Origin of the sequence: Frigoribacterium sp. UYMn621 (genome assembly GCF_040549525.1) — a bacterium.
GTDB lineage: Bacteria > Actinomycetota > Actinomycetes > Actinomycetales > Microbacteriaceae > Lacisediminihabitans.
In genome coordinates this window covers 354,472-380,627 of sequence record NZ_JBEPTM010000001.1, presented here as the reverse complement: position 1 = coordinate 380,627, position 26,156 = coordinate 354,472, and the positions used below count along the sequence as shown (strand labels likewise).

Genomic DNA, 26,156 nt, shown 5'->3' with positions numbered 1-26,156 from the left:
GCAAATCACCCATCGAACGCGTTCACAACGTCCCTAGGAAGTACGGCTAGCCCTGGTTGCTGAAGGCCGCGTCGAAGGACTGCGCCGGCAGCTCCCAGAGCAGGGAACGCACGAAACCGACGGCTTCGGCCGCGCCGTGTAGCCGGTCCATGCCGGCATCCTCCCACTCCACCGAGATCGGGCCGCCGTAGCCGATCGACCGCAGCGCGCGGAAGGAGTCCTCCCACGGCACATCACCGTGTCCGGTCGAGACGAAGTCCCAGCCGCGATGCGGATCGCCCCAGGGCAGGTGAGATCCGAGGATTCCGTAGCGCCCGTTGGGCGTGCGCAGCCGGGTGTCCTTGCAGTCGACGTGGTAGATCCGGTCCGCGAACTCGGTGATGAACGCCACCGGATCGATGCCCTGCCACATCATGTGGCTCGGGTCCCAGTTGAAACCGAAGGCCGCTCGATGATCGATGGCTTCGAGCGAACGCACGCTCGACCAGTAGTCGTAGGCGATCTCCGAGGGATGCACCTCGTGCGCGAACCGCACTCCCTCCGAGTCGAACACGTCGAGGATCGGATTCCACCGGTCGGCGAAATCCTGGTACCCGGCGTCGATCGCCGATGCCGGAACCGGAGGGAACATCGCCACGTACTGCCAGATCTTCGATCCGGTGAACCCGACGACAGTGTCGATCCCCATCTTCCGCGCCACGACGGCCGTGAGCTTCAACTCCTCCGCGGCCCGTTGGCGCACACCCTCGGGATCTCCGTCCCCCCAGACGGCCGGACGGATGATCGCCTGGTGACGAAAATCGATCGGATCATCGCACACGGCCTGGCCCGTGAGGTGGTTGGAGATCGCCCAGGCTTTCAGTCCGTACCGATCGAGGATGTCGAGGCGACCCTGGAGATACGCGTCGTCGTCGGCGGCACGAGCGATGTCGAGGTGCTCTCCGGATGCCGCTATCTCGAGCCCGTCATAGCCCCAGCCCGATGCGAGCCGAGCCACCTCCTCGAGGCTGAGGTCGGCCCACTGGCCGGTGAAAAGTGTCACGGGATGGGTCGAGGCGGTCATATCTGCTCCTTCACGGGCGGGGGTTCGACGAGGGTCACACTGGTTCCACGTGCGGCGGCACTGGTTTCGATCGCGGCGAGAACGCGTTGCACGGCGAGTCCATCGGCGAATGAGGGACTCCCCGGACCGCCGGATTCGATGGCGAGGAGCAGGTCGCGCACCTCGTGCACGAAGGAATGTTCCCAGCCGAGCATGTGGCCCTGCGGCCACCACGCCGCAAGGTAGGGATGCTCCGGCTCGGTCACGAGAATGCGGCGAAAGCCCTGGGTCTCGATGGGTTCTGTTGCGTCGAGGAACCACAGCTCGTTGAGCTGTTCGAGGTCGAATCGCAGCGCGCCCGTCGACCCGAACAGCTCGATCGAGAGGGCGTTCTTGCGCCCGGTCGCCACCCGCGACACCTCGAGACTTCCGCGCGCGCCGGAACCGAAACTCAGGTTCGCCCAGACCGCGTCGTCCACGGTGACCGGCTCGGGGCCGAGCTCCCCCGGTCGCTCGGTCACGAAGGTGTGAGTGCGGGCCGAAACCTCGGTCACCAGCTCCCCCAGCAGAAACTGCAGCTGGTCGACGGCGTGCGAGGCGAGGTCGCCGAGAGCGCCGGAGCCCGCGGTCTCCCGGCGCAGCCGCCAGCTCATCGGCGCGGAGGCATCCACGAGCCAGTCCTGAAGGTAGGAGGCACGCACCTGGCGGATCGCGCCGAGCCGGCCATCGGCGACGATCTTGCGGGCGAGCGCGAGCGCGGGAATGCGCCGGTAGTTGAAGCCGACCATCGACACGACACCGGCGGCCGATGCCTTGGCCGCGGCGCCCTCCATGGCCTCGGCCTCCGCCAGGGTGTTGGCGAGGGGCTTCTCGACCAGCACATGCTTACCGGCGGCGAGCGCAGCGGTTGCGATCTCGGCGTGGAGGTGTCCGGGCGTGCAGATGTCCACGATGTCGATGTCCGGCCTGGCGATCACCTCCCGCCAGTCGGTGGCGGACTCCGACCATCCGAATGCGGATGCCGCAGCCGCGACTCCGGCGGCATCCCGCCCCACGAGCACGCGCCGCTCGAAGGCGGGAACCTCGAAGAAACTCCCGACGGTGGCCCAGGCGTGGGAGTGGGCGCGACCCATGAACGCATAGCCGATCATCGCGACGCCGAGGGGCCGAGCGGTAGTGGTCATCATCGCGGTCTTACAGCGTCGCCGCCGTCGGATCCCAGTCCTCCGGAAGGGCGGGAGCTGCGGTGACCGAACTCGCCACCTCCACGAAGCTGTGGCGGTCGATCGATTCGCTGATGGAGACCATCGTGTCGAGCACGTGGTACGCGAGCTCGCCGGTCGCGCGATGCGGCCGCCCGGCGCGGATGGCACGCCCCATCTCGAGCACACCGGACCCCCGCGAACTCGTGGACCCGACGGCGGGGAACGAGGTCCACTCCGCCGCGCCGGCATGCTTCACGCGGATCTCCCCGTCGAAGTTGTTCGGATCGGGGAACGACATGGTGCCCTCGGTGCCGGTCACCTCGACGAAACCGTGGCGGTCCATCGGGGAGTCGAAACTGAAGATGCTCTGCGATGACTGGCCGCCCTCGAACTCCGCGATCGCGCTCACGTGTGATGGCACGGTCACAGCGAACCGCTCGCCGGCCTTGGGACCGGAGCCGATGACCCGGGTGTCTCTCGATGTCGAACCGAGCGCGGCGACGCGACGCACCGATCCGAAGGTCTGCATGAGGGTGGTGAGGTAGTACGGGCCGATGTCGAAGAGCGGCCCGGCCCCCTCCTGGAACAGGAATGCGGGGTTCGGATGCCACGACTCCGGACCGGGCGACTGCATCAGGGTCAGCGCGGTGAGCGGCACGCCGATGTCTCCACGCTCGATCATGCGGCGAGCGGTCTGCAGACCCGCGCCGAGAAAGGTGTCCGGCGCGGAACCGAGGCGCAGGCCAGCCTTCTCCGCGGCGGCGAGCAGCGAGAGACCACTCGCGCGATCGAGGGAGAACGGCTTCTCGCTCCACACGTGCTTTCCGGCGGCGACGGCGGCGAGAGCGACCTCCACGTGGGCGGCGGGGATGGTCAGGTTGATGACGATCTCGACATCCGGATGCCCCAGCGTCGCCTCGACACCGCCGGAGGTCTCGATGCCGAACTCCGCCGCCCGTTCCCTGGCCACGGGCTCGTAGACATCGCCGATCGAGTGCACCACGATGTCGGGGAAGGTGGTGAGGTTCTCGAGGTATTGCTTGCTGATCGTTCCGGCCCCGATGAGGCCGACCCCGATGGGGCGGCTCACGCGCTGGCTCCGGCGTTGAGATAGGAGAAGCTGTCGGTGACCGCGTCGAACATGTCGCCGGCGAAGGAATCGAGCTCGACGACGGCCACTTCGAGGCTGGTGGCGGCGGCGATGATGTCCCACACCGGCATGTTGCCCGCGCCCACCGCGAGCTGGGTGGCCGGATCTGCCTCGATCGGGCCGTCCTTGATGTGCAGCAGGCGCACCCGGTCGCCGAGCCGGCCGAGAAGCGCCACCACATCCTGCCCCCCGGCGGCAGCCCAGTAGGTGTCGAGTTCCAGGATGACCGCCGGGTTGAGTCCCGAGCCGAGGATCTCGAGCCCGGTGTCCCCGTCGATCACAGACTCCAACTCGAACCAGTGGTTGTGATAGCCGATGCGGATGCCATGCTTGACCGCGACTTCCGCAGCGGCGTTGAGGGCATCCGCCGTTCGATGGATGTCGGCGGCCGAGAGCCATTTCGCGGGGTCGACGAAGGGGTCGATCACCGTCGGGATGCCGAGGCGGGCAGCCGTGGAGAACACGTCGTCGAGGCTGGCGCCGCCCAGGCTCTCGTCGTCGAGGAACCGGAAGTGGGCGCTCGGCGCGGAGAGGCCGGTCGCGGCGAGACCGGCAGCGAGGGCATCCGCTCTGGCGAGGAAGTCATAGGGCTCGACCCGCGTGAACCCGATGTCGGCGACCCGCTGCATCGTGCCTGCGAAGTCAGCATCGAGTTCTTTTCGCACGGTGTAGAGCTGGAGTGAAAGCGGGGGCGTCGTTGGCACTGGTTCTCCTCGGATCGAGCGGCGATGCTGGTATCGGCGGCGCTGGGAACGCGCTCCCAACAAAATATGCCCGCTTTTGTCGATAGTCAATCAAAAGTATTTTGTTGATCGACATCTATTGACGGCGTGACAGCACGAAGCGCAACTGCTATCAATGAGACATGGTCCTCCTGAGCGTGCCTGCCGTCCCGGTGCTGGGCTCCGCGCGGTCCGGGGACCTCTTCCAGCTGCTGCTCGACGGGGCACCCCGCACCCGAGCCGAGCTCGCCGCCCTCACCGGTCTCGCCCGCTCCACGGTTGCGGTGCGGGTCGACGCCCTGATGGCTTCGGGCTTCGTGATCGCGGTCGGCGGGGCCGCCTCATCCGGTGGTCGCCCGCCCTCTCGATTCGCTGTCAACCCCGCCGCCCGAACCGTGCTCGCCGTCGACCTCGGGGCCTCGCACAGCGTGATCGCGGTGACGGATCTCGCCGGCACAGTGCTCACGAGCCTTCGGGCCGAGATCGCCATCGGGGAGGGCCCGAAGCCTGTGCTCGACCTCGTGATCGATCACGCGCGTCAGCTGCTTGACTCCCTCGGCACGCACGCCGGCGGGTTGGGCGGCGTCGGTATCGGTCTCCCCGGTCCGGTCGATCACACGACCGGCCGACCAGCCAACCCGCCCATCATGCCCGGCTGGCACGACTTCGACGTGCCCGGCTATGTGCGGCGTGCCTTCGACGTTCCGGTGCTCGTGGACAACGACGTCAACATCATGGCGCTGGGCGAGCAGCGCACCCACTGGCCGGATCAGGGCAACCTGCTCTTCGTGAAGGCATCGACGGGAATCGGGGCCGGAATCATCGGCAACGGCCAGCTGCAACGGGGAGCGATGGGCAGCGCCGGCGACCTCGGCCACGTGCGGGTGGCGCGTGGAGCCGACGTGATCTGCCGCTGCGGAAACATCGGATGCCTCGAGGCCCTCGCGGGAGCCCCGGCGATTGCGGCAGCACTCGCCTCCCAGGGAAGCGACGTGCGCACCGGAGACCTCGTCGCGCTGGCGGGGCACGGCAACCCCGCGGCCGTCGCCGCGCTCCGCCAGGCGGGCCGGGACCTCGGGGAGGTGCTCGCGACCTGCGTGAGCCTGCTCAACCCTTCGGTCATCGTGCTCGGCGGATCGCTGGCGACCGCGGGCGATCATCTGCTCGCCGGCGTGCGGGAGGTCGTCTACACCCGTTCCCTCCCCTTGGCGACGGCGCATCTCACCATCGCACTCGCCCGCTCGGCCGACGACGCTGGCATCCTCGGCGCATCGATGCTGGTCGCGCAGCACGTACTCTCCGCCGACGCGATCGAGGCGGTAGTCGCCCTGCAGCCCTGACCCCCCTCTACCCCGCATAACTCCTGCAGTTGTGGGGACAAGTCGGCGCAGACCCCGAAACCGCGGGGCGCCTTCGCCCGGGTGCCGCACCGTGCAGGAGTTATGCCCGGGACGGTGCCACGGGAGACAATGGTGGCGTGACCGTCATCCAGCCCATGCTCTCCCTCTGGGACGAGCCGGCTCCGGATCACCGCGACCGCATCGTCGCGCGGGCAGCCGACCGCGTCGCGTGGCTTCGGGCCCGCAGCCGGGGGATCACCGCGACGGATGCCGCGCGCCTGTCGGGAACCGCGTCGGTGCAGGCCCTCGCCTTCGACAAGATCAACGGAAGCAGCTTCGGCGGCAACGCCTACACCGATCACGGTCGGGCACGTGAACCGGAGATCGCCCGCTGGGTGGAACGACAGTACGGAATCGTCTCCAGCGATGCCCTGTTTCACGCCGCCGGGGAGACGGCACACCTCGCCACTCCCGACGGGCTTGCGGTAGCCGCATCCGGTCATCTCGAACTGGCCGAGATCAAGACGACGAGTTCGGCCTGGCGATCAATTCCGCGCTCGTACCTGCGGCAGGTCTGGTGGCAGCAGTACGTGCTCGGCGCGGAACGGACGCTTCTCGTCTGGGAGCAGCACGAGGACTTCGTGCCGACCAATGCCGAGCCGGAATGCCGGTGGATCGATCGCGACGAGAGCCAGATCCACCTGCTCGTACAACTCGCGGACCAGGTGCTCCGCCTGGTGGCCGACCGGTCGCGCTAGCCGACCGACAGCGAGTCCCCGAGGGCGCCTGTTCCCAGCTCCCTCGAGAGTGCGGGACTCAGCGCGGTCATGAGTCCGAGGGTGAGGAGCCAGCCGAGCGCGATCGTGGTCGCCGCGAGTTCGAGCCTGCTGCCGAAGTCGGTCTGGAACTGCGCGAGCGAGAGAATGCCCCCGACGCCCGCGATCACCGCGACGGCGATTCCGGCAGCGAGGGAGAAGCGGGCGAGTGAGCGGTGCCCGGCCGCGAAGGAGACCTGCAGCATGCCGAGGCATGCCGCCGCGAAAGCGAGTACGGCGACGACCGTATGGATCAGGTCCTGCCAGGTGAAGCTCGCCCCGACCGGCAGCGGGCATCCGGTGGTGCACGTGACCTGCGAGGCGACCAAGAAGAACCCGCATCCGATCCAGAGCGAGACCGCCGGCGCCCAGACGGAGAGAACGGCGAAGCGGGAACGGATGCCGCGAACGGAATATGCGATGAGGCTGCCGCCGGCCACAATGAGGAGCAGTGCGCCCTCGAACCAGTGGGCCGTCGGCTGGCCGGCCGCACCGAGTTCGCTCACGTAGAGATCGCGCCCCTGAGACAGCCGGGCGATCCAGATGATCACGAGCGCCGCGAACACGAATACCGAGCCGAGAATGGCTCCGCCGAACTCGAGAGACCGGCGATGGGGAGGCATCGGCGCGGTCATTGTTGAATGCTACGGCCTCGCATAGTTTGCATCCAATTGACACCGTTGTAACACCGGCGAATCATTGTGCGACTTGACTGTGTTCATGACCACGATGCGAGCGATGGTGATCGCGGCCACAGGGGGACCCGAGGTGTTCACTCCGGCCCGGCTGCCGATGCCGATGAAGGTGAGCGCCGAGGTCGTGGTCAAGATCATCGCCGCGGGGGTGAACCCGATCGATGCGAAGACACGCTCCGGTGCGGGGTCTTCGGCGGCGATCGCGAGCTTCCCCGTCGTGCTCGGCGCCGACTTCAGCGGCATCATCGTGGAGAGTCCCTACGAGAGCTGCCCGTTCAAGCCCGGCGATGAGGTCTTCGGTATGGTCGCCGTGCCACGGCTTGCGGGTACCTACGCGGAATATGTCAGCGTGCCCACGATGAGCATCGCCCGCAAGCCGGCTCGCCTCACCCATGTCGAGGCGGCCGGCGTGCCGCTCGCCGCCCTCAGTGCCTGGGGAATGGTGGTGGATGTCGCGAAGGCACACGAGGCCCAGCGAGTGCTCATCCACGCGGCATCCGGTGGCGTCGGTCATTTCGCGGTGCAGTTCGCCGCCTATTTCGGCGCGCATGTGATCGCCACCGGCTCGGCTCGCAATGAAAGCTGGCTGCGGGAACTCGGCGCGGCGGAGGTGGTCGACCACAACACCACCCGGTTCGAAGACGTCGTCAGCCGCGTCGACGTGGTCATCGACCTCATCGGAAATGTGCAGGATGACACGGGCACGCGTTCCCTGTCGGTGCTGCGCTCCGGCGGCCTTCTCGTGAACGCCCCGAGCGGAAGCTGGCCGACCCTGATGGAGGATTCCGCGGCCGCAGGCGTGCGCGCGACGACCTACAAGACCTCCCCCGACGGCTCCACCCTCGCCATCATCGGGCGGCTGCTCGACTCCGGAGATGTGCACGTGACCGTCGACCACGTCTTCGACCTCGAGCATGTAGCCGAGGCTCACACCGCTATCGAGACCGGCCACACCCGCGGCAAGATCGTTTTGAGCGTGTCGGAGTTCGGTTAGAGAGTGAGCTCCCGCACGTAGTCGTCTTCGAACCGGTCACCGAGCGCGAAGCGCTTCGAGCCGACCCGCTCGAATCCGTGCTTGCCGTAGAAGCGGTTCGCCCGATCGTTCTTGTCGTTCACGCCGAGCCAGATCGTCGCCGACCCGCGCAGTCGCGCGACCTCGATCGTCGCGGACATCAGCTCGGATGCCACGCCGCTGCCGTGTTCACCGGCGAGCACGTAGCACTTGCTCAGCTCGGCCGTCGGGCGAGCGGTGACCACGGCCGCGACATCCGCATCCGTCGGTGCGCCGAACACGAGCATCGTATAACCGACGAAGCCGGAATCGGAGAGAGCCACCAGGATCTCCCGGTCGGGGTCGGCGAGCGAGTTCTCGAAACTCTCGGTGGAGAGGTGACGGGCGACGTGTTCGCTGATCTCGAGCTCGGTGGTGCCCGGTGGGCACGCGAGCCCGAAGGTGACGGCGGCGAGCTCGTGGAGGAGCTGCCCCTCGCCGGATTCGGCCCTGCGCACGGTCATCCGCTCTCCTTGAATATCGAGACCCGTCGCTCGCAGCGGGTGCCGCGAACGCAGAAAGGGAACCACCGAAGTGGTCCCCTTTCCGATAAATCTGGTGCTGCTAGAGGACGTTGACGTCCAGCGGGATGCCCGGACCGAAAGTGGTCGTGACGGTGCCCTTCTGGATGTAGCGGCCCTTCGCGGAGCTGGGCTTGGAGCGCACGATCTCGTCGAGCGCCGCCTTGATGTTCTCCTCGAGCTGCTCGGCGGGGAAAGCCGCCTTGCCAACGATGAAGTGCACGTTGGAGTGCTTGTCGACGCGGAACTCGATCTTTCCACCCTTGATCTCGGAGACGGCCTTCGCCACGTCCGTGGTCACGGTGCCGGTCTTCGGGTTGGGCATGAGGCCACGCGGGCCGAGCACCTTTCCGAGACGACCGACCTTGCCCATGAGCTCCGGCGTGGAGACGGCGGAGTCGAACGAGGTGTAGCCGGCGGCCACCTTCTCGATGAGCTCGTCGCCACCGACCTCGTCGGCGCCCGCAGCGATCGCGGCGTCAGCGGCCGGTCCGGTTGCGAACACGATGACGCGGGCGGTCTTGCCGGTTCCGTGCGGGAGGATCACCGTTCCACGAACCATCTGGTCCGCCTTGCGGGGGTCTACTCCGAGCTTGAGGGCGACCTCGACTGTGGAGTTGAAGTTCTTCGAACCGGTCTCGCGGGCGATTCCGACGGCCTCATTGGGCGTGTAGAACTTGCCCTCTTCCATCTTCTCGGCAGCGGCGCGGTAGGCCTTGGATTTCGTAGCCATTATGCGTCCACCGTGATTCCCATAGAGCGGGCGGTGCCCGCGATGATCTTCTCTGCCGCTGCAACGTCGTTGGCGTTGAGGTCGACCATCTTCTGCTCGGCGATCGAGCGGAGCTGGTCCTTCGACAGGCGTCCCACCTTGGTGGTGTGCGGGGTGCCGGATCCCTTGGCGACTCCGGCAGCCTTCTTGATGAGCTCGGCGGCCGGGGGCGTCTTGAGGATGAACGTGAATGAACGGTCCTCGTAGACGGTGATCTCGACCGGGATGACGTTGCCGCGCTGCGACTCGGTCGCGGCGTTGTACGCCTTGCAGAACTCCATGATGTTAACGCCGTGCTGACCCAGCGCAGGCCCGATGGGCGGTGCGGGGTTGGCGGCGCCGGCCTGGATCTGAAGCTTGATCAGACCCGTGACCTTCTTTTTCGGTGCCATTATTTTCCTCTTCTGTATCGAGCCGACCCGTGTTGGCCGACTCTCCCGACATCCGGATGGATGCGGTGGATTCGCCCCCGAAAGGGCAACCTGTTTATCTTACGGTACATGTCGGCGGCTGCCTATTGAACTGCGGTAAAGAGCGCACGGCGGTCAGGTAAGAGCCGCACAACTGGCGGTTGGTGCTGGCTGTGTGGCCGTTCTGCGCACGAAGTGCCAGTTCTGGTGAAAGCGAAATCGCAGAACTGGCAATTGGTGCGCTCTGGGACCACGGTAGAGAACCGCAACTGCCAGTTGCGTGCAGTCACCGGTTCGGGATGTCTCGACAAGCCCGACCCGGAGAGGCAGCCCCACCCGCAGAGGCAGCCCCACCCGCAGAGCAAGCCCCACCCGCATGGGCGAACGCAAAAAGCCCGCCGCGCGAGCGACGGGCTTTGCGAGGGCGCTGCTAGAGCTTGGTGACCTGGTCGAAGCTGAGCTCCACCGGGGTCTCGCGCTCGAACAGGGAGACCAGCACGATGAGCTTGCCGCTCTCCGCCTTGATCTCGTTGATCGACCCGGGAAGGCCCGCGAACGAACCCTCCTTGATGGTGATCGTCTCGCCGATTTCGAAGTCGACTTCCTGGGGGATGGAGCGACCGACGGCCTTCCCGCCCTTGACGCCGGCCTTGACCGGAGCTTCGACGATCTGCACGAGGCTCTTCAGCATGTTGAAGGCCTCTTCGAAACGCAGCGGTGTCGGGTTGTGCGAGTTGCCGACGAACCCGGTGACACCGGGGGTGTGACGCACGACCGACCAGCTGTCTTCGTTGAGATCCATGCGCACGAGCACGTAGCCGGGGATGCGCACGCGAGTGACGAGCTTGCGCTGCCCGTTCTTGATCTCGACGACATCTTCCATCGGAACCTCGACCTGGAAGACGAAGTCCTCCATGGCCATCGAGACCTTGCGGTTCTCGATGTTCTGCTTGACCCGCTTCTCGAATCCGGCATAGGAGTGGATGACATACCACTTGCCGTAGGCGGCCTTGAGCTCCTTGCGGAACTCGTCGTAGGGGTCGACCTCTGTCTCGCCCTCGGCCTCGTCGACACTCGACTGCTCGGCGAGCTCGGACTCGATCTCCGCCTCGAACGCGTCGTCGAAGGGCACGACCTCTTCGGTCTCGCCCTCCACGAATCCGACCTCGTCCTCGGTCGCTTCGACGGCGGCCTCGGCCTCGTCGGCGTCGTCGATCTCGAGGGCGTCGGCCACGACGGCATCAGCTTCGGGATCCACCGCGAGGGCCACCGCGTCGAGCGCGGCATCGAGGTCGGCCTCGACATCGCTGTCGGTGTCGTCTTCGTCGGTCTCATCGACCACGTGGATGGCACGGCTCTCGGCCGACTCGTCGGAGGCTTCATCCGCGGCCAGCTCGTTGCCTTCCTGCGCTTCGTCCTCCTCGGAGGACTGCTCGGCGGCAGTCGCGAGGTCGATGTCGTCGCGGTTTGTTCCAGACACTGTGAATCTCATTCCATATTTTTTAGGCGAATCGGGCACATCGCGTGCCGCCGCCGGTTCGGGAGCCGCAGCTCCCCCAGATCAGATCGTGCATCCGGATCGTGCGACCCGGACCAGCTGAGGATCGTTATTTGCCGAAGACGGTATTCACTCCGAGTGCGAAGACCAGATCGAGCCCATAGACCAGCGCCATCATGATGACCACGAAGACCAACACGACACCGGTGTAGCTGAACAGTTCCTTGCGGGTCGGGGTGACGACCTTCTTCAGTTCATTGATTACCTGCCGAAGGAAGATGACGAGTCGACCGAACGGGCCGCGGCTTGCGCCACGATCCTGTTTGGCATTCGCGACGATGTCCTCACTCGGCTCGTCGATGACATTTCTCGCCACTTGGTTACTACCTTCGTCGAAACTGTCGACCCGCACAGGTGCGCGAATCGAGCTGCAGGGCGGACAGGACTTGAACCTGCAACCTGCGGTTTTGGAGACCGCTGCTCTACCAATTGAGCCACCGCCCTTCGCAGCCGAACCGTCATCATCCGTCAGCCCGAGTCGCGGTCGCTCGCAAAAAGGGCATAGAAAATGATGGCAGATTTCAACTACCCGCCCCAGTCTAGGCGACGGTCGCGCGGGGCGCAAAGCTGCGGGCGAGCATGCGGGCGAGCCCGATTTCCGGCCGACTGCCGACCGGATTCCTCGCGCCATCCACCGATCGGTTGATGAGCCTCCATCCGGTGCACCGTTGTCGTGGGCCGCGTGGCGCGGGACTATGGGCACATGACAACTCCTCCCCACGTGAGTGTGCGCAACCTGCGCAAGCAATACGGCGACTTCTCGGCTCTGGACGGCGTGAGCTTCGACATCGAAGCCGGCGAGACCTTCGCCCTGCTCGGCCCCAACGGCGCGGGCAAGTCCACCACCATCGAAATCCTCGAGGGCTACCGCGATCGCACAAGCGGAGAGGCCCTCGTGCTCGGCGTGGATCCCCAGCGCGGCGACACCGCCTGGAAGGCTCGCCTGGGAATCGTGTTGCAGTCGACCGGAGAGAGCGGCAATGTGACCGTGCGCGAGCAACTCGCCCACTTCGCCGGCTTCTATGCGAACCCGAGGGACGTGGACGAGGTCATCGCAGCCGTGGGACTCACCGAGAAGGCGAAGTCACGCATCAAGTCCCTCTCGGGCGGCCAACGGCGGCGGGTGGATGTCGCGCTCGGGGTGATCGGGCGTCCGGAGCTGCTCTTCCTCGACGAGCCGACCACCGGCTTCGACCCGGAGGCGCGACGCGAGTTCTGGGAGCTCATCCGCTCCCTCAAGCGCGAGGGAACCACGATCCTGCTGACCACCCACTACCTGGACGAGGCCGCTCAGCTGGGCGACCGCGCCGGAGTGATCGCCGGGGGCACACTCATCGACATCGGCACGATCGACGAGATCGGTGGCGCGGATGCCCGCATCCCGGTGGTGCGGTGGCAGGACGAGAACGGATCCCACGAGGAACGGACGACCGAACCGGCATCCGTCGTCGCCCGCCTGTTCGCCGCGACCGGTGGAGAACCCGCCGGCCTCGAAGTGCGACGCCCGAGCCTCGAGGACGTCTATCTCGACCTCGTTGCGGCGCACAGCACTGAGGACAAGACCATGGATGAACTGGAGCGTGCACTGTGACCACCGCCATCGCGACCCCCAAACTGCCCGCCGGCCGCACCCTCGCCCTGGGGGCGAGCCGTATCGGGTACGAGATCAAGACCTACTTCCGCCAGGGCGATTCGGTCTTCTTCACCTTCCTCTTCCCCCTGGTCTTCCTCACGATCTTCTCGGTGGCCTTCAGCGAGGGCAGCTTCGGCAAGACCGCGAGCGGAGCCAACCTGACGGCCGCGGACTTCTACCTGCCCGGGATGCTCGCCGCCGGCGTGCTTCTCAGCGGACTGCAGAACATGTCGATCGATATCGCGACCGAGAAGAGCGACGGCACCCTCAAACGCCTCGGGGGATCCCCCTTGCCCGTGCTGAGCTACTTCATCGGCAAGATCGGTCAGGTGATCGTGACGGGCATCCTGCAGTCGGCACTGCTGCTCGTCGTGGCGGCGGTGGCCTTCAGGGTCCCGTTGCCTACCGATCCCATCAAATGGCTCACCTTCGCCTGGGTGTTCCTGCTCGGCGTCTCCACCTGTGCGGTGCTCGGCATCGCGCTGAGCGCCCTGCCCCGCTCCGGTAAGAGCGCCACGGCGGTGATCATCCCGATCACGCTGATCCTGCAGTTCATCTCGGGCGTCTATCTCAGCTTCTCGCAGCTGCCCGACTGGCTGCAGAACTTCGCCAGCATCTTCCCGCTCAAGTGGCTGGCGCAGGGGATGCGCTCGGTATTCCTTCCGGATTCGTTCAAGACTCTCGAGATGGGCGGCACCTGGAACCTCGGCGGGGTGGCTCTCGTCACGGCGATCTGGCTCGTGGTGGGACTCGTGGCCTGCCGCCTGACCTTCCGTTGGATCCGCAAGGATTCCTGAGCCGCGGCCGAGCAGGCTGGTGAGAGGCTTGAGCCCATGACCGGAAACCGCTGGTGGCACGTGTTCTTCGCCACCACCATGGCGATGCTCGCGGTCATCAACGTGTTCTCCTGGGCGCCGAGCACCGGCCAACGGATCGGAGCCTGGGCCACCATCGCGCTGCTGTCGATCGTGTATCTGACCGTGGGACGACGAGCGCTCAGCGGAGAGGCCCGCTTCAGGCTGCCGTTCGCTCTCGCGCTGATCATCGGCTCCGGGGCACTCGTCGCCTGCTCGCCGAATCTCGCCTTCGTTCAGGTGATCGCGTTCCCGCTGCTGTGGGTGGTGATCCCCTCGACCAGGGTGGCAATGGTGGCGAATGTCGGTCTCGCTCTCGCGGTGAGCGCCGGATTCATCGTTTCGGTGGGAACGGGCTCCGAGAACCTCGCGCAGACCGCGCTCATCCAGAGCGTCTCGCTCGTCGGGAGCCTGGCGCTCGGGCTGTGGATCAGTCGCATCGCCGACCTGAGCGCAGAGCGCCTTCGTCTTCTCGACGAACTCACCGCGACGCAGGCCGAGCTCGCGGCCGCAAACCATGACACCGGGGTCGTCAGCGAACGGGAACGACTCGCCCGGGAGATCCACGACACGATCGCCCAGAGCCTCACCGGGATCGTGATGATGTGCCAGCGCGCCCAGCGCGAACTCGCCCATGAGCGGCTCGAGCCCCTCGCCGGCCAGCTGCGCCTGCTCGAACAGAGCGCTCGGGATGTGCTGGTCGAGACGCGCTCGCTCGTCGCGGCGAGCGCAACGGTCGACCTCGGCGGCGGCATAGCGGCCGCCCTCGAGAGGCTCGCGGAACGCTACCGCCGGGAGTCCGGGATCGCGATCACCGTGACGGCGGAGGTCTCGGTCGAGCTCGATCGCGACACCGAGGTCGTGCTGCTGCGGTGCGCCCAGGAGGCGCTGGCCAACGTGCGCAAGCACTCACACGCGACATCCGCCACTGTGCGGCTGGTCACCGAGCTGCACACGGCGACTCTCGCCGTCACCGATGACGGCACCGGCTTCGACTCGAGTGAGGCGGAGCCCGGTTTCGGGCTGCCCGGAATGCGTGACCGCCTCGCCCTGGTGAACGGCGCGCTCGCGGTGTCCAGCGTGCCCGGCGGAGGCACCTCCCTCTCGGTGTCCCTGCCGATCGGGGTCGCCGCGTGATCCGCATCGTGGTGGCCGACGACCATCCGATCGTGCGCAGCGGCATCGTGGCGTTGCTCCAGGACGCTCCGGATGTCGAAGTCGTCGGCGAGGCCGCGAGCGGTACCGAGGCGGTGGAGACCGCACTCCGGCTGAAACCAGAGCTCGTGCTGATGGACCTGCGCATGCCTCTTCCGTCTCGTTCCGGCGATGCCTCCGTCGGCGAAGTGGAGATCGACGGTGTGGCCGCGACCCTGCAGATCCTCGCCTCGGAGCCCGGCATCCGTGTCATCGTGCTGACGACCTATGAGTCCGACGAGGCGATCCTCTCCGCAATCGAGGCCGGGGCCACCGGCTAACTGCTGAAGGCCGCGCCGCAGGAGGAGATCCTCGCCGGCATCCGTTCGGTGGCTCGCGGTGAGGTGGCTCTCGCGCCCTCCATCGCAGCGCTGCTGGTGCGCAGGGTGGCGAAGCCGGCCGCGGTGACGCTGAGCGCCCGCGAGAGCCAGGTGCTCGCACTTGTCGCTGACGGAAACAGCAACCCGTCCATCGCGAAAGCTCTGTTTCTGAGCGAGGCCACGGTGAAGACCCACCTTCTGCATGTCTTCGAGAAACTCGGTGTGCGCGACCGAACCCGCGCCGTGACCCTCGCCATGGAACTCGGGCTGCTGAAGCGCTGAGGCAGCAGCTGCACTGGTCGAATGGCCCGAGTCTTGCTAGCCTTTACCGATTCGTTACTAAACGGTGGCGAATCCCGAACACGCCCGAGTCTCGACCTCTGACGCAGAGGTCGCTCAGGGCAGAGGACTCACCCTGTGCCACAGCAACAGAGATCGGCCCTGAAGAGGGTGACCTCCAAGGTCACCGCCATCGGCGCACTGTTCGGCGTCGCCGCGCTCATCGTGTCGACGTCGCTTCCTGCGGCGGCGCTGTACCGCGCGGATTCCGCGGCAGCCCTCACCCGCACCAATTCGTCGTTGCGCGACCTTGCTCCCACCCAGTCATTCGCCGCGAGCGCCGAGGCGACTATCGCCGCCCCGACCTCCGCTGGTCGCGACGGCTACGCGGTCACCCTTCCTCCCCCGCCGCCCCCGGTACGCCAGGCCAAGCTGGCGAACTTCACCCCCCGCGGCAGCATGTTGTACACGCCGAACCCCAATGGCACCATCCAGTGGCCCTTCCCCCGGTACGTGCCCATCGCCAGCGGATTCGGTGCACGATCGGCCCCCTGTCGTGGCTGTTCGTCGTACCACGACGGTCTCGACTTCCTCCCGGGAGCCGGTGCGCCCATCGGGGCGATCGCGCCCGGGGTGGTGACCATCGTCGGACAGGACACCGGCGGCTACGCCTCCTACGGCACACGCGTCGTCATCGAACATGTGATCAATGGGCAGAAGGTCGAGAGCCTCTACGCGCACATGATCGCCGGATCACCGACCGTCGCGGTCGGCCAGACGGTCACCGTGGGGCAGACCCTCGGGCTGGTCGGCAACACGGGCGCCTCGACCGGCGCACACCTCCACCTCGGCATCTCCCTCGACGGAAGCTTCGTCGACCCCTACGCCTGGCTAATCGCCAACGCCAACTAGGGGTCGGCCGTCACCTCAGACGTGCACGCCCACCAGCACGGGCTCCGGCTGCAGAACGACGCCGTAGGCACCGAGTACGCGAGTCTGGATGTAGCGGGCGAGCTCCGCGACCTGGGCGGCGGTCGCACCCCCCGTGTTCACGATCGCGAGGCTGTGCTTGCTCGAGATCGCCGCGCGCGAACCCGGAAGCCGGAAACCCCGCGTCACACCGGAGTGCTCGATCAGCCAGGCCGCGCTGAGCTTCACGCCGCCCGCGGCTGAGACGGTCGTCGGGGCCAGGTGCCCGGGGACGTAGGACTCGAGCGGAGTCACGCGCGGAGCCACCGCGCCAGACGGGCCGTCTTCCTCCGGCCAGCGCGGAACATCCGGGGGGAGCGAGCGAGAGAAGGCCGCGCTCACAATCGGATTGGTGAAGAAGGAGCCAGCGCTCACCGAGTCGGGATCGGCCGGATCGAGAATCATGCCCTTCGCACGCCTCAGCGCGAGCACCGCGGAGCGCACCTGAGCGAGCGGAAGTCGGTCGCCAACGGAGACGCCAAGAGCGGTCGCGAGCTGGTCGTACTCGATCGGATCGCTGAGGGCACCATCGTTCTGCGCGAGCGCGAGATCGATCGAGATGACGATTCCTGCCCGGCCGCCCTTGAGAGCGGATCGACGGTAGCCGAGCTCGAGTTCGGAGGCCGGCAGGCGCAGGAGTTGCCCGCTGAGGTAATCGAGGAACTCGATGGAGACCAGCGAGGAGGAGAGCTCCTGCCCGTAGGCACCGATGTTCTGGATCGGAGCCGCCCCGCAGGAGCCGGGGATGCCCGAGAGCGCCTCGATGCCCGCGAGACCCTGCTCGACAGTGAGGGCGACGAGCTCATCCCAGGACTCGCCGGCCTGCACGCGCAGCACCACGCTCTCGCCCGGCAGCCGTTCGATCCCCCGGGTGACAACATGGATGACCGTGCCAGGCACTCCGTCGTCGGCCACGACGAGGTTCGAACCGCCACCGAGGGCGATCCAGTCCTCACCGCTCGCCCAGACCTCCCTGGCCGTCTCGACGAGCCGATCGGCGGTCGCCGGCGCGAAGAATTCCGCCGCGGGGCCGCCGACGCGGATGGTGGTGAGTTCTCGAAGGTCCATCGATCAGGCCACGCTCACGCGTACCTGCGCCTTTCCGAGGACCGTTGCGCCGGCGAAGGTGACGGTGAGGTCGATGCGCGCGACGCCGGCCTCGAGGGCGCCGACCTTGGCGGTGACGCTCACGAGCGCCCCCTCCGCGGCATCCACGGGCACCGGCCGGGTGAAGCGCACCTGGTAGTCGAGCACGCGTCCGGGGTCTCCGATCCAGTCGACGACCGGCTGCACCGCGAGGCCCATCGTGAGCATCCCGTGCGCGAGAACGCCGGGGAGGCCCACCGACTGGGCGACGTCGTCGCGATAGTGGATCGCGTTGAAGTCGCCGGATGCCCCGGCGTAACGCACGAGCGAGTCGCGGCTGAGCGCGAACTCGGCTTCAGCCACCACCTGCCCGATCTCGAGGGACGACGCCGTGATGCCGCTCATTCGTCACCCCGCACGACGAGGGTGGAGGTCGCGGTGACGACGTGCTCGCCGTCCGCCCCGACGATGGATGACTCGGCCGTGACCATGGAGTGTCCGCCGAGCGACTTGATGCTCGCGACGGTCAGCGTCGCGGTGAGTTCATCGCCCGCGACTATCGCGCGGCTGAAGCTGAAGCGCTGATCCCCGTGCACCACACGCGAGAAGTCGATGCCCGCATCCGGCTCGGAGAGCAACTGGTGCAGGGTGCGCTCCTGCACGACGACCGGGAAGGTGGGCGGTGCGACGAGGTCGCGGTAACCGGCAGCTTGGGCGGCGCCCACGTCGAAGCAGAGTGGGTTGGTGGCGAAGACGGAGCGCGCGAACTCGCGGATCTTCTCCCGCCCCACGAGGTAGGGCTCGGTCGGCGGAAAGACCCGGCCGGCGAGCTCGGGGTTCACTGTCATTCGGTTTCCTTGGGCACGGAGAGAGCCTAACGACGGCGGCCCCCAAAAGAGAAAGCCCCGGTCACCAGCGATGGTGACCGGGGCTTTCTTTAGGTATGGAGAATTACTGGCAGCTGTCGCACTGCAGGTCGTCCATCGGGTCGACCGGTACTGCGTATCCGCCGATGAAGCTGTTGTCGTTGTCCATGGGAGCCTCCTGAAGCTGATGGGTGGAAAGTTTGGTACTCCGTCACCGCTTGTTCACAATCGGTGCCGTCGTGGGTTCTTACTATATAACCGGAATGACACTCCTGTCATTCCACTACATCTAGTGTTTTCGGCGTGTCGCGATATTTCTCCGAAGAAATGAGGCGCACCGGTCTGATCACCCCCGAAACGCGCCCGGAACGCCCCAGTTCACGGGCGTCTCGTTATCAGAATGAGACTTTTGGGAGGCCGTGGGCTAGCCTGTCGGGATGACTTCTTACGCCGCGAAGCTCGGTGCCCTTGTGGCCGCGGGCGCTCTCATCGCGACTGTAGCCATCCCCGCGTATGCCGTCGTCGGCTCCGCGGCCGCGGTCACCGGCCGCCCGGCAACGGTCCAGACGGCTTCGGTTGTCTCCTCTGTGGCGATCGTCGCCCCCTCCCGCGACGGGTACTCGGTGACCAAGCCCCCGCCCGTCGTGATCGTCGCCGCGGTCGGTAAGGCTCCCGTTGCGAACCGCTTCAGCGGAGTGACCGTCAACCCCCCGGCCCCCTCCTACAGCGGAGCGGCGGTGCTCGCCTACGCGGCCCAGTTCGTGGGCGTCGTGCCCTACGGCACCGGCAACAGCCCCCAGACCAGCTTCTCGTGCGACGGATTCACCCAGTACGTCTTCGCCGGATTCGGCATCAGCCTGCCTCGCGGAGCCGACCACCAGGCTCGCCTCGGAGTGAGCATCAGCAAGGCGGATGCCGTCGCCGGCGACCTCGTCTACTGGCCCGGCCAGCACGTGGGCATCTACGACGGCGCCGGTGGCATGTACAACTCGCCACGCCCGGGCCGGTACGTGGAGCACGTGGGCAGCCTGTGGGGCTCGCCACTCTTCATCCGCCTGACCGTCTAGAACCGGTCGCCGCACTTCACATTCTCTAAGGACGACGATGTTCACGGATCTGCCCGAAGCCCAGTTGCGGTCCTATGAGAGCAGCCAGGTCGATCCACCGGATTTCGATGCGTTCTGGGATGCGACCCTCGCCGAGTCGCGCGGGTTCGATCTCGCACTGACCGTGGCACCCGTCGATTCGGGGTTGCGCACCATCGAGGTCTTCGATGTGAGCTTCGCCGGATACGGTGGTCACCGGGTGCACGCGTGGCTGCGCCTTCCCGTCGGTATCACGCAGCCACTTCCCGCCCTGGTGGAGTTCGTCGGGTACGGCGGCGGTCGCGGTCATGCCGTCGAGAAGCTGTTCTGGTCGTCGGCCGGATTCGCGCACCTGCAGATGGACACCCGCGGACAAGGGTCCATCTGGAGTCCCGGCGATACCGCGGACCCGCACGGCTCCGCCCCGAGCAGCCCCGGATTCATGACGCGGGGTATCGAATCCCCGGAGACCTACTACTACCGCCGGGTGATCACGGATGCCGTCCGGGCGATCGAGGCGGCCCGATCGTTGCCGGCGATCTACGCGACCCGGATATCGGTGCTGGGATTCAGCCAGGGCGGCGGGCTCGCTCTCGCCGTCGCTGGCCTGGTCGACGGCCTTCGAGCGGTCTTCCCGTTCGTGCCCTTCCTCTGCGACTTCCCGCGCGCGATCACGATCACCGACAGCGATCCCTATCGCGAGATCGGGCGCTACCTCGCCGTGCATCGCGCGAAGGCCACGGCAGTGCAGAAGACGCTCGGCTACTTCGACGGCGTCAATTTCGCCCGGCGCGCCACGGCCCCGGCCTGGTTCTCGACCGCCCTGATGGATACGACCTGCCCGCCGTCCACCGTGTTCGCCGCCTTCAACGCGTATCGCGGCGAGAAGAAGATCGTGGTCTGGCCGTTCAACGCCCACGAGGGTGGCCAGATCGAGGACGAGCTGGCGGCCCTGCGCATCCTGACCGCCTGACCGCCTGATCACCTGGCCACCTGGCCACCTGATCGCCTGGCCATCTGGCCACCTGATCGCCTGGCCATCTGGCCGCCTGACCCCGAAAGCCTCAGCCGGCCGCGCGAGCAAGGTAGTCGCGGTGCATCTCGGTCTGGGCGAGGGCCGAGTAGAGCAAGAAGTCCACGAGCCCGGACCAACCCGCCGACCAGGTGAGGGACGAGGCGATCTGCCAGGTGCTGGAGTCCGGGGCATCCGCGAGCACTGCGGCGACCTCCCGCGACCGGCGCCGATGGTGTTCGGCGGTCTCGGTTGCCCGATCGGCCACCCCGGTGAAGCGGTAGCCGTGGCCCGGCAGCACCTCGTGGTCGGGGTACTCGCGCACCCGATCCAGGCTGGCCAGATAGTCGGCGAGGGGGTTGGTGACGCTCGGGGCGCCGAGGCCGAGCCCAGCGTACATCATCGGCAGGAGGTGATCACCGGTGAAGAGCAGTGATCGCCCGTCATCACGAAGGCACAGGTGCCCGGAGGTGTGGCCGGGTGTCAGCATGCCGCGCAGGTCGAATCCCGGGATGTCGAGTCGCTCGCCGTCGGCCAGGGTGCGGTCTGCGGCGGGCGGTACGAAGCCCGAAGCCTGGGCGGTGATGCTCAGGATCTCGGCGCGGCGGTGCTCTGGCACGCCCCAGGCGTCGAGCTGCAGCCTCACCGCATCCGTGTCTCCGGGGCCGTCGAAGGGAGAGCCGGTGGCGGCAGCCTCCGTCTCGTGCAGCTGGAGCGGGGCCCCGGATGCCTCGCGCAGCCGCTCGGCCATGCCGATGTGGTCGGGGTGCAGGTGCGTGGAGGTGATGGAGCGCACATCCGCAACAGAGGCACCGAGGCCGCCGAGCACCTCGCGCAGAGTCGACCAGTTCTGCGGCGAATCCCAACCCGGATCGATCACGTGGAATGCGCCGCCGGAGTCTCGCAGCAGGTAGAGCAGGGAATAGGGGAGATAACCGCCGGGCATCCGCTGGGCCACCGCCCAGACGTCATCGCGCACCAGCTCCGGCTGCGGAATCGTGCCGGAGCGCGACGCCTCGAACTGGGCAGGACTGGTGGGATGCATGGGGCCCTTCCGGCCGGGGAGGCGAACGCCTCCGAAAGAAACGATACGTCCGGTGGAGATTCCCGGTGTTTACTCACGCTCGCCACGACCAGAATGGAGGGATACCTCCCCACCCCCAGGAATCGAGCCCCATGTCTGCACTCACCCTGCCAGTGAAACTCGGCTACAAGGCATCCGCGGAGCAGTTCGCCCCGCGGGAGCTCGTGGAGATCGCCGTCGCAGCGGAAGCCCACGGCTTCGAGAGCGTCGCCGTGAGTGACCACTTCCAGCCCTGGCGCCACACCGGCGGGCACGCGCCGTTCTCTCTCGCCTGGATGGCGGCGGTGGGCGAGCGAACCTCGTCGATCCAGATCGGCACCTCGGTGATGACCCCGACCTTCCGGTACAACCCTGCCGTGCTTGCGCAGGCCTTCGCGACCCTCGGCTGCCTGTACCCGGGGCGCATCATGATCGGGGTCGGCACGGGCGAGGCACTCAACGAGGTGGCCACGGGCTTTCGTGGGGCCGGGGAGCAGGACTGGCCCGAGTTCAAGGAGCGGTACGCCCGTCTTCGCGAGGCGGTGTCCCTCATGCGTGAGCTGTGGAGTGGCGACCGCGTCACCTTCGAGGGCGAGTACTACTCCACGCACGACGCGAGCATCTACGACCGGCCGGACGGCGGCATCCCCGTCTACATCGCCGCGGGGGGACCCGTCGTGGCCGGCTACGCGGGTCGCGCCGGAGACGGCTTCATCTGCACCTCCGGCAAGGGAATGGACCTCTACACCGAGAAGCTCCTCCCGGCGGTGGCTGCCGGTGCCGAGAAGGCGGGACGCGATGTCGCCGCCATCGACCACATGATCGAGATCAAGCTCTCCTACGACACCGACCCCGCACTCGCGCTCGAGAACACCCGCTTCTGGGCTCCGCTCTCGCTCTCCGCCGAGCAGAAGCACGACCTCACCGACCCCATCGAGATGGAGAAGGCGGCGGATGCGCTGCCGATCGAGCAGGTCGCCACGCGCTGGATCGTGGGCTCGGATCCCGACGAGACGGCAGCGAAGATCGGCGAGTACATCGACGCGGGCTTCAACCACCTGGTTTTCCACGCGCCCGGACACGACCAGGCCCGCTTCCTCGAGTCCTTCGAGCGGGACCTCGCGCCGCGGTTGCGCGCGCGCTAGACACCTACCTCCTCGCTGGGAGGCTCGATCGATCGGTCGTGGCGGGACGGATGCCCGGCAGCGGAGGCGAAGGCGGTATCAGACGGTCGCGGCGAGCACCCGGGAGGCACGCACGGCGGCGAATGCCCGGTCGAGGTCGGCGATGAGGTCCGCTTCGTCCTCGATTCCCACGGAGAGGCGCACCAGTCCGTCGTCGATGCCGAAACGCGCCCGGTCGGCCGCCGATACCTGCGCGTGCGAGGTCGTGCCCGGATGCAGGATCATCGACCGCACATCGCCCATGTGGGTCATTCGGCTGAAGAGCTCGACCGAGTCGATGAGGGTGCGGGCGTCGTCGATTCCGCCGGCCAGGGTGAATCCGAAGACGGATCCGGCCCCGCGCGGCAGATAGCGCTCGGCGAGCGCGCGGTGTGGGCTGGATGCGAGACCGGGGTAGTCGACGGACTCCACCTCCGGCTGCTTCTCGAGCCATTCGGCCACGGCGAGCGCGGTGCGCGAATGACGCTCCACCCGCAACGAGAGGGTCTCGAGCCCCTGAAGCAGAAGGAACGCGTTGACGGGCGACAGAACCGGGCCGAGCCGGGCCGCGATCACGGTGCGGGCGTACTCGATGAATGCCCTCCTGCCGAAGCGGGTCACCATTGAGTCGCCCTCCTGGCCGGCCAGCGGTGCAGAGAACTGCGGGAACTTCTGCGGATACCGCGCCCACTCGAAGGTGCCACCGTCGACGATGACCCCGGCGAGGGAGGCACCGTGGCCGCTGAGGAACTTGCTCGCGGAATGCACCACCACGGAGGCGCCATGGTCGAGCGGGCGAAGCAGATATGGCGTCGCCGCCGTGCTGTCGACGATGAACGGCACCCCGGCGTCCCTGGCGAAGCCCGCGACGAGGTCGAAATCGATCAGGTCGTTCTTGGGGTTGGGGATCGATTCGGCGAAGACCGCGCGCGTGCTCGGCCGCAGCCGACGGTGCCATTCGGCGAGATCGTGCGGGTCATCGACGAACTCGACCTCGATGCCGAACCGCACGAAGTTCTCGCGGAAGAGGGTCTTGGTTCCCTCGTACAGGCTCTGGGTCGCGAGGAAGTGGTCTCCGGCCTTCAGGATGCCGAGCATCGCGACGGTGATCGCCGCCTGGCCGCTTCCGACCAGCAGGGATCCCACACCGTGTTCGAGAGCGGTGAGGCGATCCTCGACCACCACGTTCGTCGGGTTGCCAACGCGCGAATAGGTCCAGGCTCCGTCGTGGCCGGCGAAGCGGTCGCGTGCGTGGTCGAAGGAGTCGAAGACGAACCCGGCTGTCAGGAAGATCGGGGTGACCCGCGCGCCGTACCCGTCGCCGATCCGCTCGCCCGCATGCACCTGGTCGGTGTCGAAACCGAAGTGCTCGCTGCCGAAGGGCAAGGGGGTGGATGTCACGGGAATTCTCCTCTGGGTGCGCCGCCCACGCTACGGCGGGGAGCCCAAGCGGACAATCCACCTCTTCACACGGCGACACATTCCCCCGCCCACCACGGGGATCGACCTAGTGTCGAGGAGCACACGCGGGCCCCACAGGAAGACGAAGACCATGACACGACTCCAACACTTCGGCTGGTTCTTCGGTCGCGGATTCGGCCCACAGGGCTGGGGTCGCCCCGACTACCGGTGGAACTACCGCTGGACCTCGCCGAAGCTCTACCAACAGTCCGTGCGCGAGCTGGAACAGGCCGGCCTCGACCTGCTGATCATCGAGGATGCGCTCTCCCTCGGCTCCCCGGAGACTCTCGACCTCCGCGTGCGCGCGGCCTATGGCGGGCCGAAGCTCGATCCGCTCCTGCTGACCCCCTACCTCTTCGAGGCGAGCTCCCACATCGCGATAGCCCCCACCGTCAACGCGGGTGCCTACCCTCCCTACCTCGCCGCACGCCAGTTCGCCACCCTCCAGCACCTCAGCGACAACCGGTTCGGCATCAACCTGGTGACCGACGTGAAGAGTGCGCGCCACTTCGGGCTCGAGGAGCTGTCGCACGACGCGGCCTACGATCGCGCCGAGGAGTGGCTCACCGTGGTGCGTCGCCTCTGGCACAGCTGGGACGAGGGAGCTCTCGTTCAGGATGCCGTCACCGGCCAGTTCGCGGACGGCAGCCGCATCGATGCCTTCCACCACGAGGGTGAGTACTTCACCCTCGACGGTCCGCTCAACGCCGTGCCATTCGAGGAGGGGGATCCGCTCATCGTCTCCCCCGGGGGTTCGGGCCGCGGACTGTCCTTCGCCGGCGGCAACTCCGACGTGCAGCTGGCGCTGGCACCACTCACCGTCGAGAGTGTGCGCGCCTATCGCGCAAAGGTGCACGAGGCCGCCATCGCGCGCGGCCGCCGCGCAGAAGACATCAAGATCCTGTTCGTCTTCAAGCCGGAGATCGTGGCGAGCCAAGAGGAGGTGGATCGAGTGGTCGCGGCATCGCTGCATCCGTCCGACGCCGAGGTGCGGGCGGTTCTGGCCGGCCAGTCGAGCGACCTCGAGACGGATCTCACCGTCCTCGATCTCGACAAGCCACTGGACATCTCTGTGTTCGGCCAGCACGTGTCGCGCGGCACAATCAACGGCCTGCTCGGCGGTTCGGACAGCTTCGAGACGCAGACCCTTCGCGACCTCGCCGTGCGCAAGGCCCGCAAGGGCCGCATCGCCGACGGCACCGGTTTCGTCGGCACCCTCGGCCAGGTCGCGGACTTCATCCAGCGCCTCGGAGACGAGGCCGACAACGACGGGTTCATCTTCTCCGGAGACCTCCACCCGGTGACCGTGCACGGATACCTCGATCTCCTCGTGCCGGAGTTGCGCAAGCGGGGCGTGCTGCGCCACGAGTACGGCACGGCAGGCGCGAGGGGCAACCTGCTCGACTTCTGATCCGCGTCAGGCCGTCTCGCGGGAGTAGAGAAGGTAGTCCCCGTCCTCACCGGTGAGCCGGTACCCGTCGCGCTCGTAGAGCCATCGGGCGGGGTTTTCGCGATGCACCCCGAGGTCCAGGCGGCGGATGCCCGCGGCCGCCGCATCCGCCGCGAACCACCCGAGCAACCGTGCCCCGAATCCGTGGCGCCGGTGCGGCGGAAGCACGGGCATCGTCACGAGGGCCGCTCCGCCGTTCCGGGGCATCCACATCGCATAGCCCGCAGGTGCACCCTCGGCCTCGAGCACGCCCGTGCGGTCGAGGTTCGCGATCCAGAGCTCGAGGTTGCGATCGAGCGCGGCCGTCCACCGCTCCACGCTCTCCGGCTCGATCTCACGCAGGTACAGCCTCTCCCCACGAAGGATCATCGGGAGATCCGTGGCGGTGGCCGCCCGAAGAGGGAGGGTGGCGTCTTCGGCGGAGCTCATGCCCGCGAGTC

Annotated in this window: 27 protein-coding genes, 1 tRNA gene and 1 pseudogene; 12 read left to right on the top strand and 17 right to left on the bottom strand. The window is 67.2% G+C overall.

Features of this window, described 5'->3' with window-relative positions; all coding sequences use genetic code 11:
• Window positions 1-46: 46 nt before the first annotated feature.
• Genes ABIB54_RS02020 through ABIB54_RS02005 form a run of 4 tightly spaced genes read right to left on the bottom strand, consistent with a single transcriptional unit; the run spans window position 47 to window position 4,101 of the window.
• Window positions 47-1,063 carry a sugar phosphate isomerase/epimerase family protein gene (locus ABIB54_RS02020; RefSeq protein WP_354573844.1) on the bottom strand — a complete coding sequence of 339 codons (1,017 nt, stop codon included), beginning with the start codon at window positions 1,061-1,063 and terminating at the stop codon, window positions 47-49.
• Window positions 1,060-2,226, bottom strand: a complete 1,167-nt coding sequence (locus tag ABIB54_RS02015; protein WP_354573843.1) for a Gfo/Idh/MocA family protein — start codon at window positions 2,224-2,226, stop codon at window positions 1,060-1,062. Before ABIB54_RS02015 ends, ABIB54_RS02020 begins: the two co-directional genes overlap by 4 nt.
• 10 nt (window positions 2,227-2,236) lie before the next feature.
• Window positions 2,237-3,337, bottom strand: coding sequence for a Gfo/Idh/MocA family protein (locus tag ABIB54_RS02010; protein ID WP_354573841.1), 1,101 nt, complete (start codon window positions 3,335-3,337; stop codon window positions 2,237-2,239).
• Window positions 3,334-4,101 (bottom strand): sugar phosphate isomerase/epimerase family protein, encoded by a 768-nt coding sequence (locus ABIB54_RS02005; RefSeq protein ID WP_354573840.1) that lies wholly within the window; start codon window positions 4,099-4,101, stop codon window positions 3,334-3,336. The genes ABIB54_RS02010 and ABIB54_RS02005 overlap by 4 nt, the downstream gene beginning before the upstream one ends.
• Window positions 4,102-4,262: 161 nt before the next feature.
• On the opposite strand from ABIB54_RS02005, the gene ABIB54_RS02000 reads away from it, so the two are divergent.
• Both ABIB54_RS02000 and ABIB54_RS01995 read left to right on the top strand, forming a co-directional pair.
• Window positions 4,263-5,459, top strand: a complete 1,197-nt coding sequence (locus tag ABIB54_RS02000; RefSeq protein WP_354573839.1) for an ROK family transcriptional regulator — start codon at window positions 4,263-4,265, stop codon at window positions 5,457-5,459.
• 155 nt (window positions 5,460-5,614) lie between these two features.
• Window positions 5,615-6,217, top strand: coding sequence for a YqaJ viral recombinase family protein (locus ABIB54_RS01995; protein ID WP_354574239.1), 603 nt, complete (start codon window positions 5,615-5,617; stop codon window positions 6,215-6,217).
• Here the strand turns inward: ABIB54_RS01995 and ABIB54_RS01990 are convergent.
• A complete protein-coding gene (locus ABIB54_RS01990) occupies window positions 6,214-6,909 on the bottom strand; it encodes a DUF998 domain-containing protein (RefSeq protein ID WP_354573838.1) in 696 nt (231 codons plus the stop codon). The two genes, ABIB54_RS01995 and ABIB54_RS01990, sit on opposite strands and share 4 nt — an antisense overlap.
• Window positions 6,910-7,003: 94 nt before the next feature.
• On the opposite strand from ABIB54_RS01990, the gene ABIB54_RS01985 reads away from it, so the two are divergent.
• Window positions 7,004-7,963, top strand: a complete 960-nt coding sequence (locus ABIB54_RS01985; protein ID WP_354574238.1) for an NADP-dependent oxidoreductase — start codon at window positions 7,004-7,006, stop codon at window positions 7,961-7,963.
• Here the strand turns inward: ABIB54_RS01985 and ABIB54_RS01980 are convergent.
• The 6 genes from ABIB54_RS01980 to ABIB54_RS01955 form a co-directional block, all read right to left on the bottom strand.
• A complete protein-coding gene (locus ABIB54_RS01980) occupies window positions 7,960-8,484 on the bottom strand; it encodes a GNAT family N-acetyltransferase (protein WP_354573837.1) in 525 nt (174 codons plus the stop codon). The genes ABIB54_RS01985 and ABIB54_RS01980 overlap by 4 nt on opposite strands.
• Before the next feature lie 100 nt (window positions 8,485-8,584).
• Window positions 8,585-9,274, bottom strand: a complete 690-nt coding sequence (rplA, locus tag ABIB54_RS01975) for a 50S ribosomal protein L1 (protein WP_185202313.1) — start codon at window positions 9,272-9,274, stop codon at window positions 8,585-8,587.
• Window positions 9,274-9,705, bottom strand: coding sequence for a 50S ribosomal protein L11 (gene rplK, locus ABIB54_RS01970; protein ID WP_185202312.1), 432 nt, complete (start codon window positions 9,703-9,705; stop codon window positions 9,274-9,276). The genes rplA and rplK overlap by 1 nt, the downstream gene beginning before the upstream one ends.
• Before the next feature lie 448 nt (window positions 9,706-10,153).
• Window positions 10,154-11,203, bottom strand: coding sequence for a transcription termination/antitermination protein NusG (gene nusG / locus ABIB54_RS01965; protein ID WP_354574237.1), 1,050 nt, complete (start codon window positions 11,201-11,203; stop codon window positions 10,154-10,156).
• A gap of 127 nt (window positions 11,204-11,330) precedes the next feature.
• The gene (secE, locus tag ABIB54_RS01960) at window positions 11,331-11,597 is read right to left on the bottom strand and encodes a preprotein translocase subunit SecE (protein ID WP_185202311.1); all 267 of its coding nucleotides are present in this window, start codon (window positions 11,595-11,597) and stop codon (window positions 11,331-11,333) included.
• A 55-nt stretch (window positions 11,598-11,652) separates the two neighbouring features.
• Window positions 11,653-11,725 (bottom strand) — tRNA-Trp (locus ABIB54_RS01955).
• Window positions 11,726-11,984: 259 nt separating this feature from the next.
• On the opposite strand from ABIB54_RS01955, the gene ABIB54_RS01950 reads away from it, so the two are divergent.
• From ABIB54_RS01950 to ABIB54_RS01930, 5 genes and pseudogenes are all read left to right on the top strand, one after another.
• Complete coding sequence (locus tag ABIB54_RS01950; protein WP_354573836.1) at window positions 11,985-12,872, top strand: ABC transporter ATP-binding protein; 888 nt, start codon at window positions 11,985-11,987, stop codon at window positions 12,870-12,872.
• Window positions 12,869-13,711 (top strand): ABC transporter permease, encoded by an 843-nt coding sequence (locus ABIB54_RS01945; RefSeq protein WP_354573835.1) that lies wholly within the window; start codon window positions 12,869-12,871, stop codon window positions 13,709-13,711. The genes ABIB54_RS01950 and ABIB54_RS01945 overlap by 4 nt, the downstream gene beginning before the upstream one ends.
• Before the next feature lie 36 nt (window positions 13,712-13,747).
• On the top strand, window positions 13,748-14,905 hold the full coding sequence (locus ABIB54_RS01940; protein ID WP_354573834.1) for a sensor histidine kinase: 1,158 nt from the start codon (window positions 13,748-13,750) through the stop codon (window positions 14,903-14,905).
• Window positions 14,902-15,564, top strand: a pseudogene (locus ABIB54_RS01935) (LuxR C-terminal-related transcriptional regulator). The gene ABIB54_RS01940 and the pseudogene ABIB54_RS01935 overlap by 4 nt, the downstream one beginning before the upstream one ends.
• 135 nt (window positions 15,565-15,699) lie before the next feature.
• Window positions 15,700-16,473, top strand: coding sequence for a M23 family metallopeptidase (locus ABIB54_RS01930; RefSeq protein ID WP_354573833.1), 774 nt, complete (start codon window positions 15,700-15,702; stop codon window positions 16,471-16,473).
• Window positions 16,474-16,488: 15 nt separating this feature from the next.
• Here the strand turns inward: ABIB54_RS01930 and ABIB54_RS01925 are convergent, their stop codons facing one another.
• The 3 genes from ABIB54_RS01925 to ABIB54_RS01915 are packed head-to-tail and all read right to left on the bottom strand — an operon-like array spanning window position 16,489 to window position 18,464.
• Entirely contained in the window at window positions 16,489-17,598 is a 1,110-nt protein-coding gene (locus ABIB54_RS01925; RefSeq protein WP_354573832.1) for a UDP-N-acetylmuramate dehydrogenase, read from the bottom strand.
• Window positions 17,599-17,601: 3 nt separating this feature from the next.
• Window positions 17,602-18,021: a MaoC/PaaZ C-terminal domain-containing protein gene (locus ABIB54_RS01920; protein ID WP_354573831.1), complete on the bottom strand. Its 420-nt coding sequence runs from the start codon at window positions 18,019-18,021 to the stop codon at window positions 17,602-17,604.
• Window positions 18,018-18,464: an FAS1-like dehydratase domain-containing protein gene (locus ABIB54_RS01915; RefSeq protein ID WP_354573830.1), complete on the bottom strand. Its 447-nt coding sequence runs from the start codon at window positions 18,462-18,464 to the stop codon at window positions 18,018-18,020. Before ABIB54_RS01915 ends, ABIB54_RS01920 begins: the two co-directional genes overlap by 4 nt.
• A gap of 455 nt (window positions 18,465-18,919) precedes the next feature.
• Here ABIB54_RS01915 and ABIB54_RS01910 point away from each other — a divergent pair, with 455 nt between their 5' ends.
• Both ABIB54_RS01910 and ABIB54_RS01905 read left to right on the top strand, forming a co-directional pair.
• On the top strand, window positions 18,920-19,549 hold the full coding sequence (locus tag ABIB54_RS01910; RefSeq protein WP_354573829.1) for a C40 family peptidase: 630 nt from the start codon (window positions 18,920-18,922) through the stop codon (window positions 19,547-19,549).
• Between the two features lie 37 nt (window positions 19,550-19,586).
• On the top strand, window positions 19,587-20,540 hold the full coding sequence (locus ABIB54_RS01905; protein WP_354573828.1) for an acetylxylan esterase: 954 nt from the start codon (window positions 19,587-19,589) through the stop codon (window positions 20,538-20,540).
• 91 nt (window positions 20,541-20,631) lie between these two features.
• On the opposite strand, the gene ABIB54_RS01900 is transcribed toward ABIB54_RS01905, so the two are convergent.
• Window positions 20,632-21,624 (bottom strand): MBL fold metallo-hydrolase, encoded by a 993-nt coding sequence (locus tag ABIB54_RS01900; RefSeq protein WP_354573827.1) that lies wholly within the window; start codon window positions 21,622-21,624, stop codon window positions 20,632-20,634.
• 131 nt (window positions 21,625-21,755) lie between these two features.
• Between ABIB54_RS01900 and fgd the strand changes: the two genes are divergently transcribed.
• Window positions 21,756-22,787, top strand: coding sequence for a glucose-6-phosphate dehydrogenase (coenzyme-F420) (fgd, locus tag ABIB54_RS01895; RefSeq protein ID WP_354573826.1), 1,032 nt, complete (start codon window positions 21,756-21,758; stop codon window positions 22,785-22,787).
• Between the two features lie 78 nt (window positions 22,788-22,865).
• Here fgd and ABIB54_RS01890 read toward each other — a convergent pair whose 3' ends face one another.
• Complete coding sequence (locus ABIB54_RS01890; RefSeq protein WP_354573825.1) at window positions 22,866-24,206, bottom strand: O-acetylhomoserine aminocarboxypropyltransferase/cysteine synthase family protein; 1,341 nt, start codon at window positions 24,204-24,206, stop codon at window positions 22,866-22,868.
• A gap of 151 nt (window positions 24,207-24,357) precedes the next feature.
• On the opposite strand from ABIB54_RS01890, the gene ABIB54_RS01885 reads away from it, so the two are divergent.
• Window positions 24,358-25,677 carry an LLM class flavin-dependent oxidoreductase gene (locus ABIB54_RS01885; protein WP_354573824.1) on the top strand — a complete coding sequence of 440 codons (1,320 nt, stop codon included), beginning with the start codon at window positions 24,358-24,360 and terminating at the stop codon, window positions 25,675-25,677.
• Between the two features lie 6 nt (window positions 25,678-25,683).
• On the opposite strand, the gene ABIB54_RS01880 is transcribed toward ABIB54_RS01885, so the two are convergent.
• Window positions 25,684-26,145, bottom strand: coding sequence for a GNAT family N-acetyltransferase (locus tag ABIB54_RS01880; RefSeq protein WP_354573823.1), 462 nt, complete (start codon window positions 26,143-26,145; stop codon window positions 25,684-25,686).
• Between the last annotated feature and the right edge of the window lie 11 nt (window positions 26,146-26,156).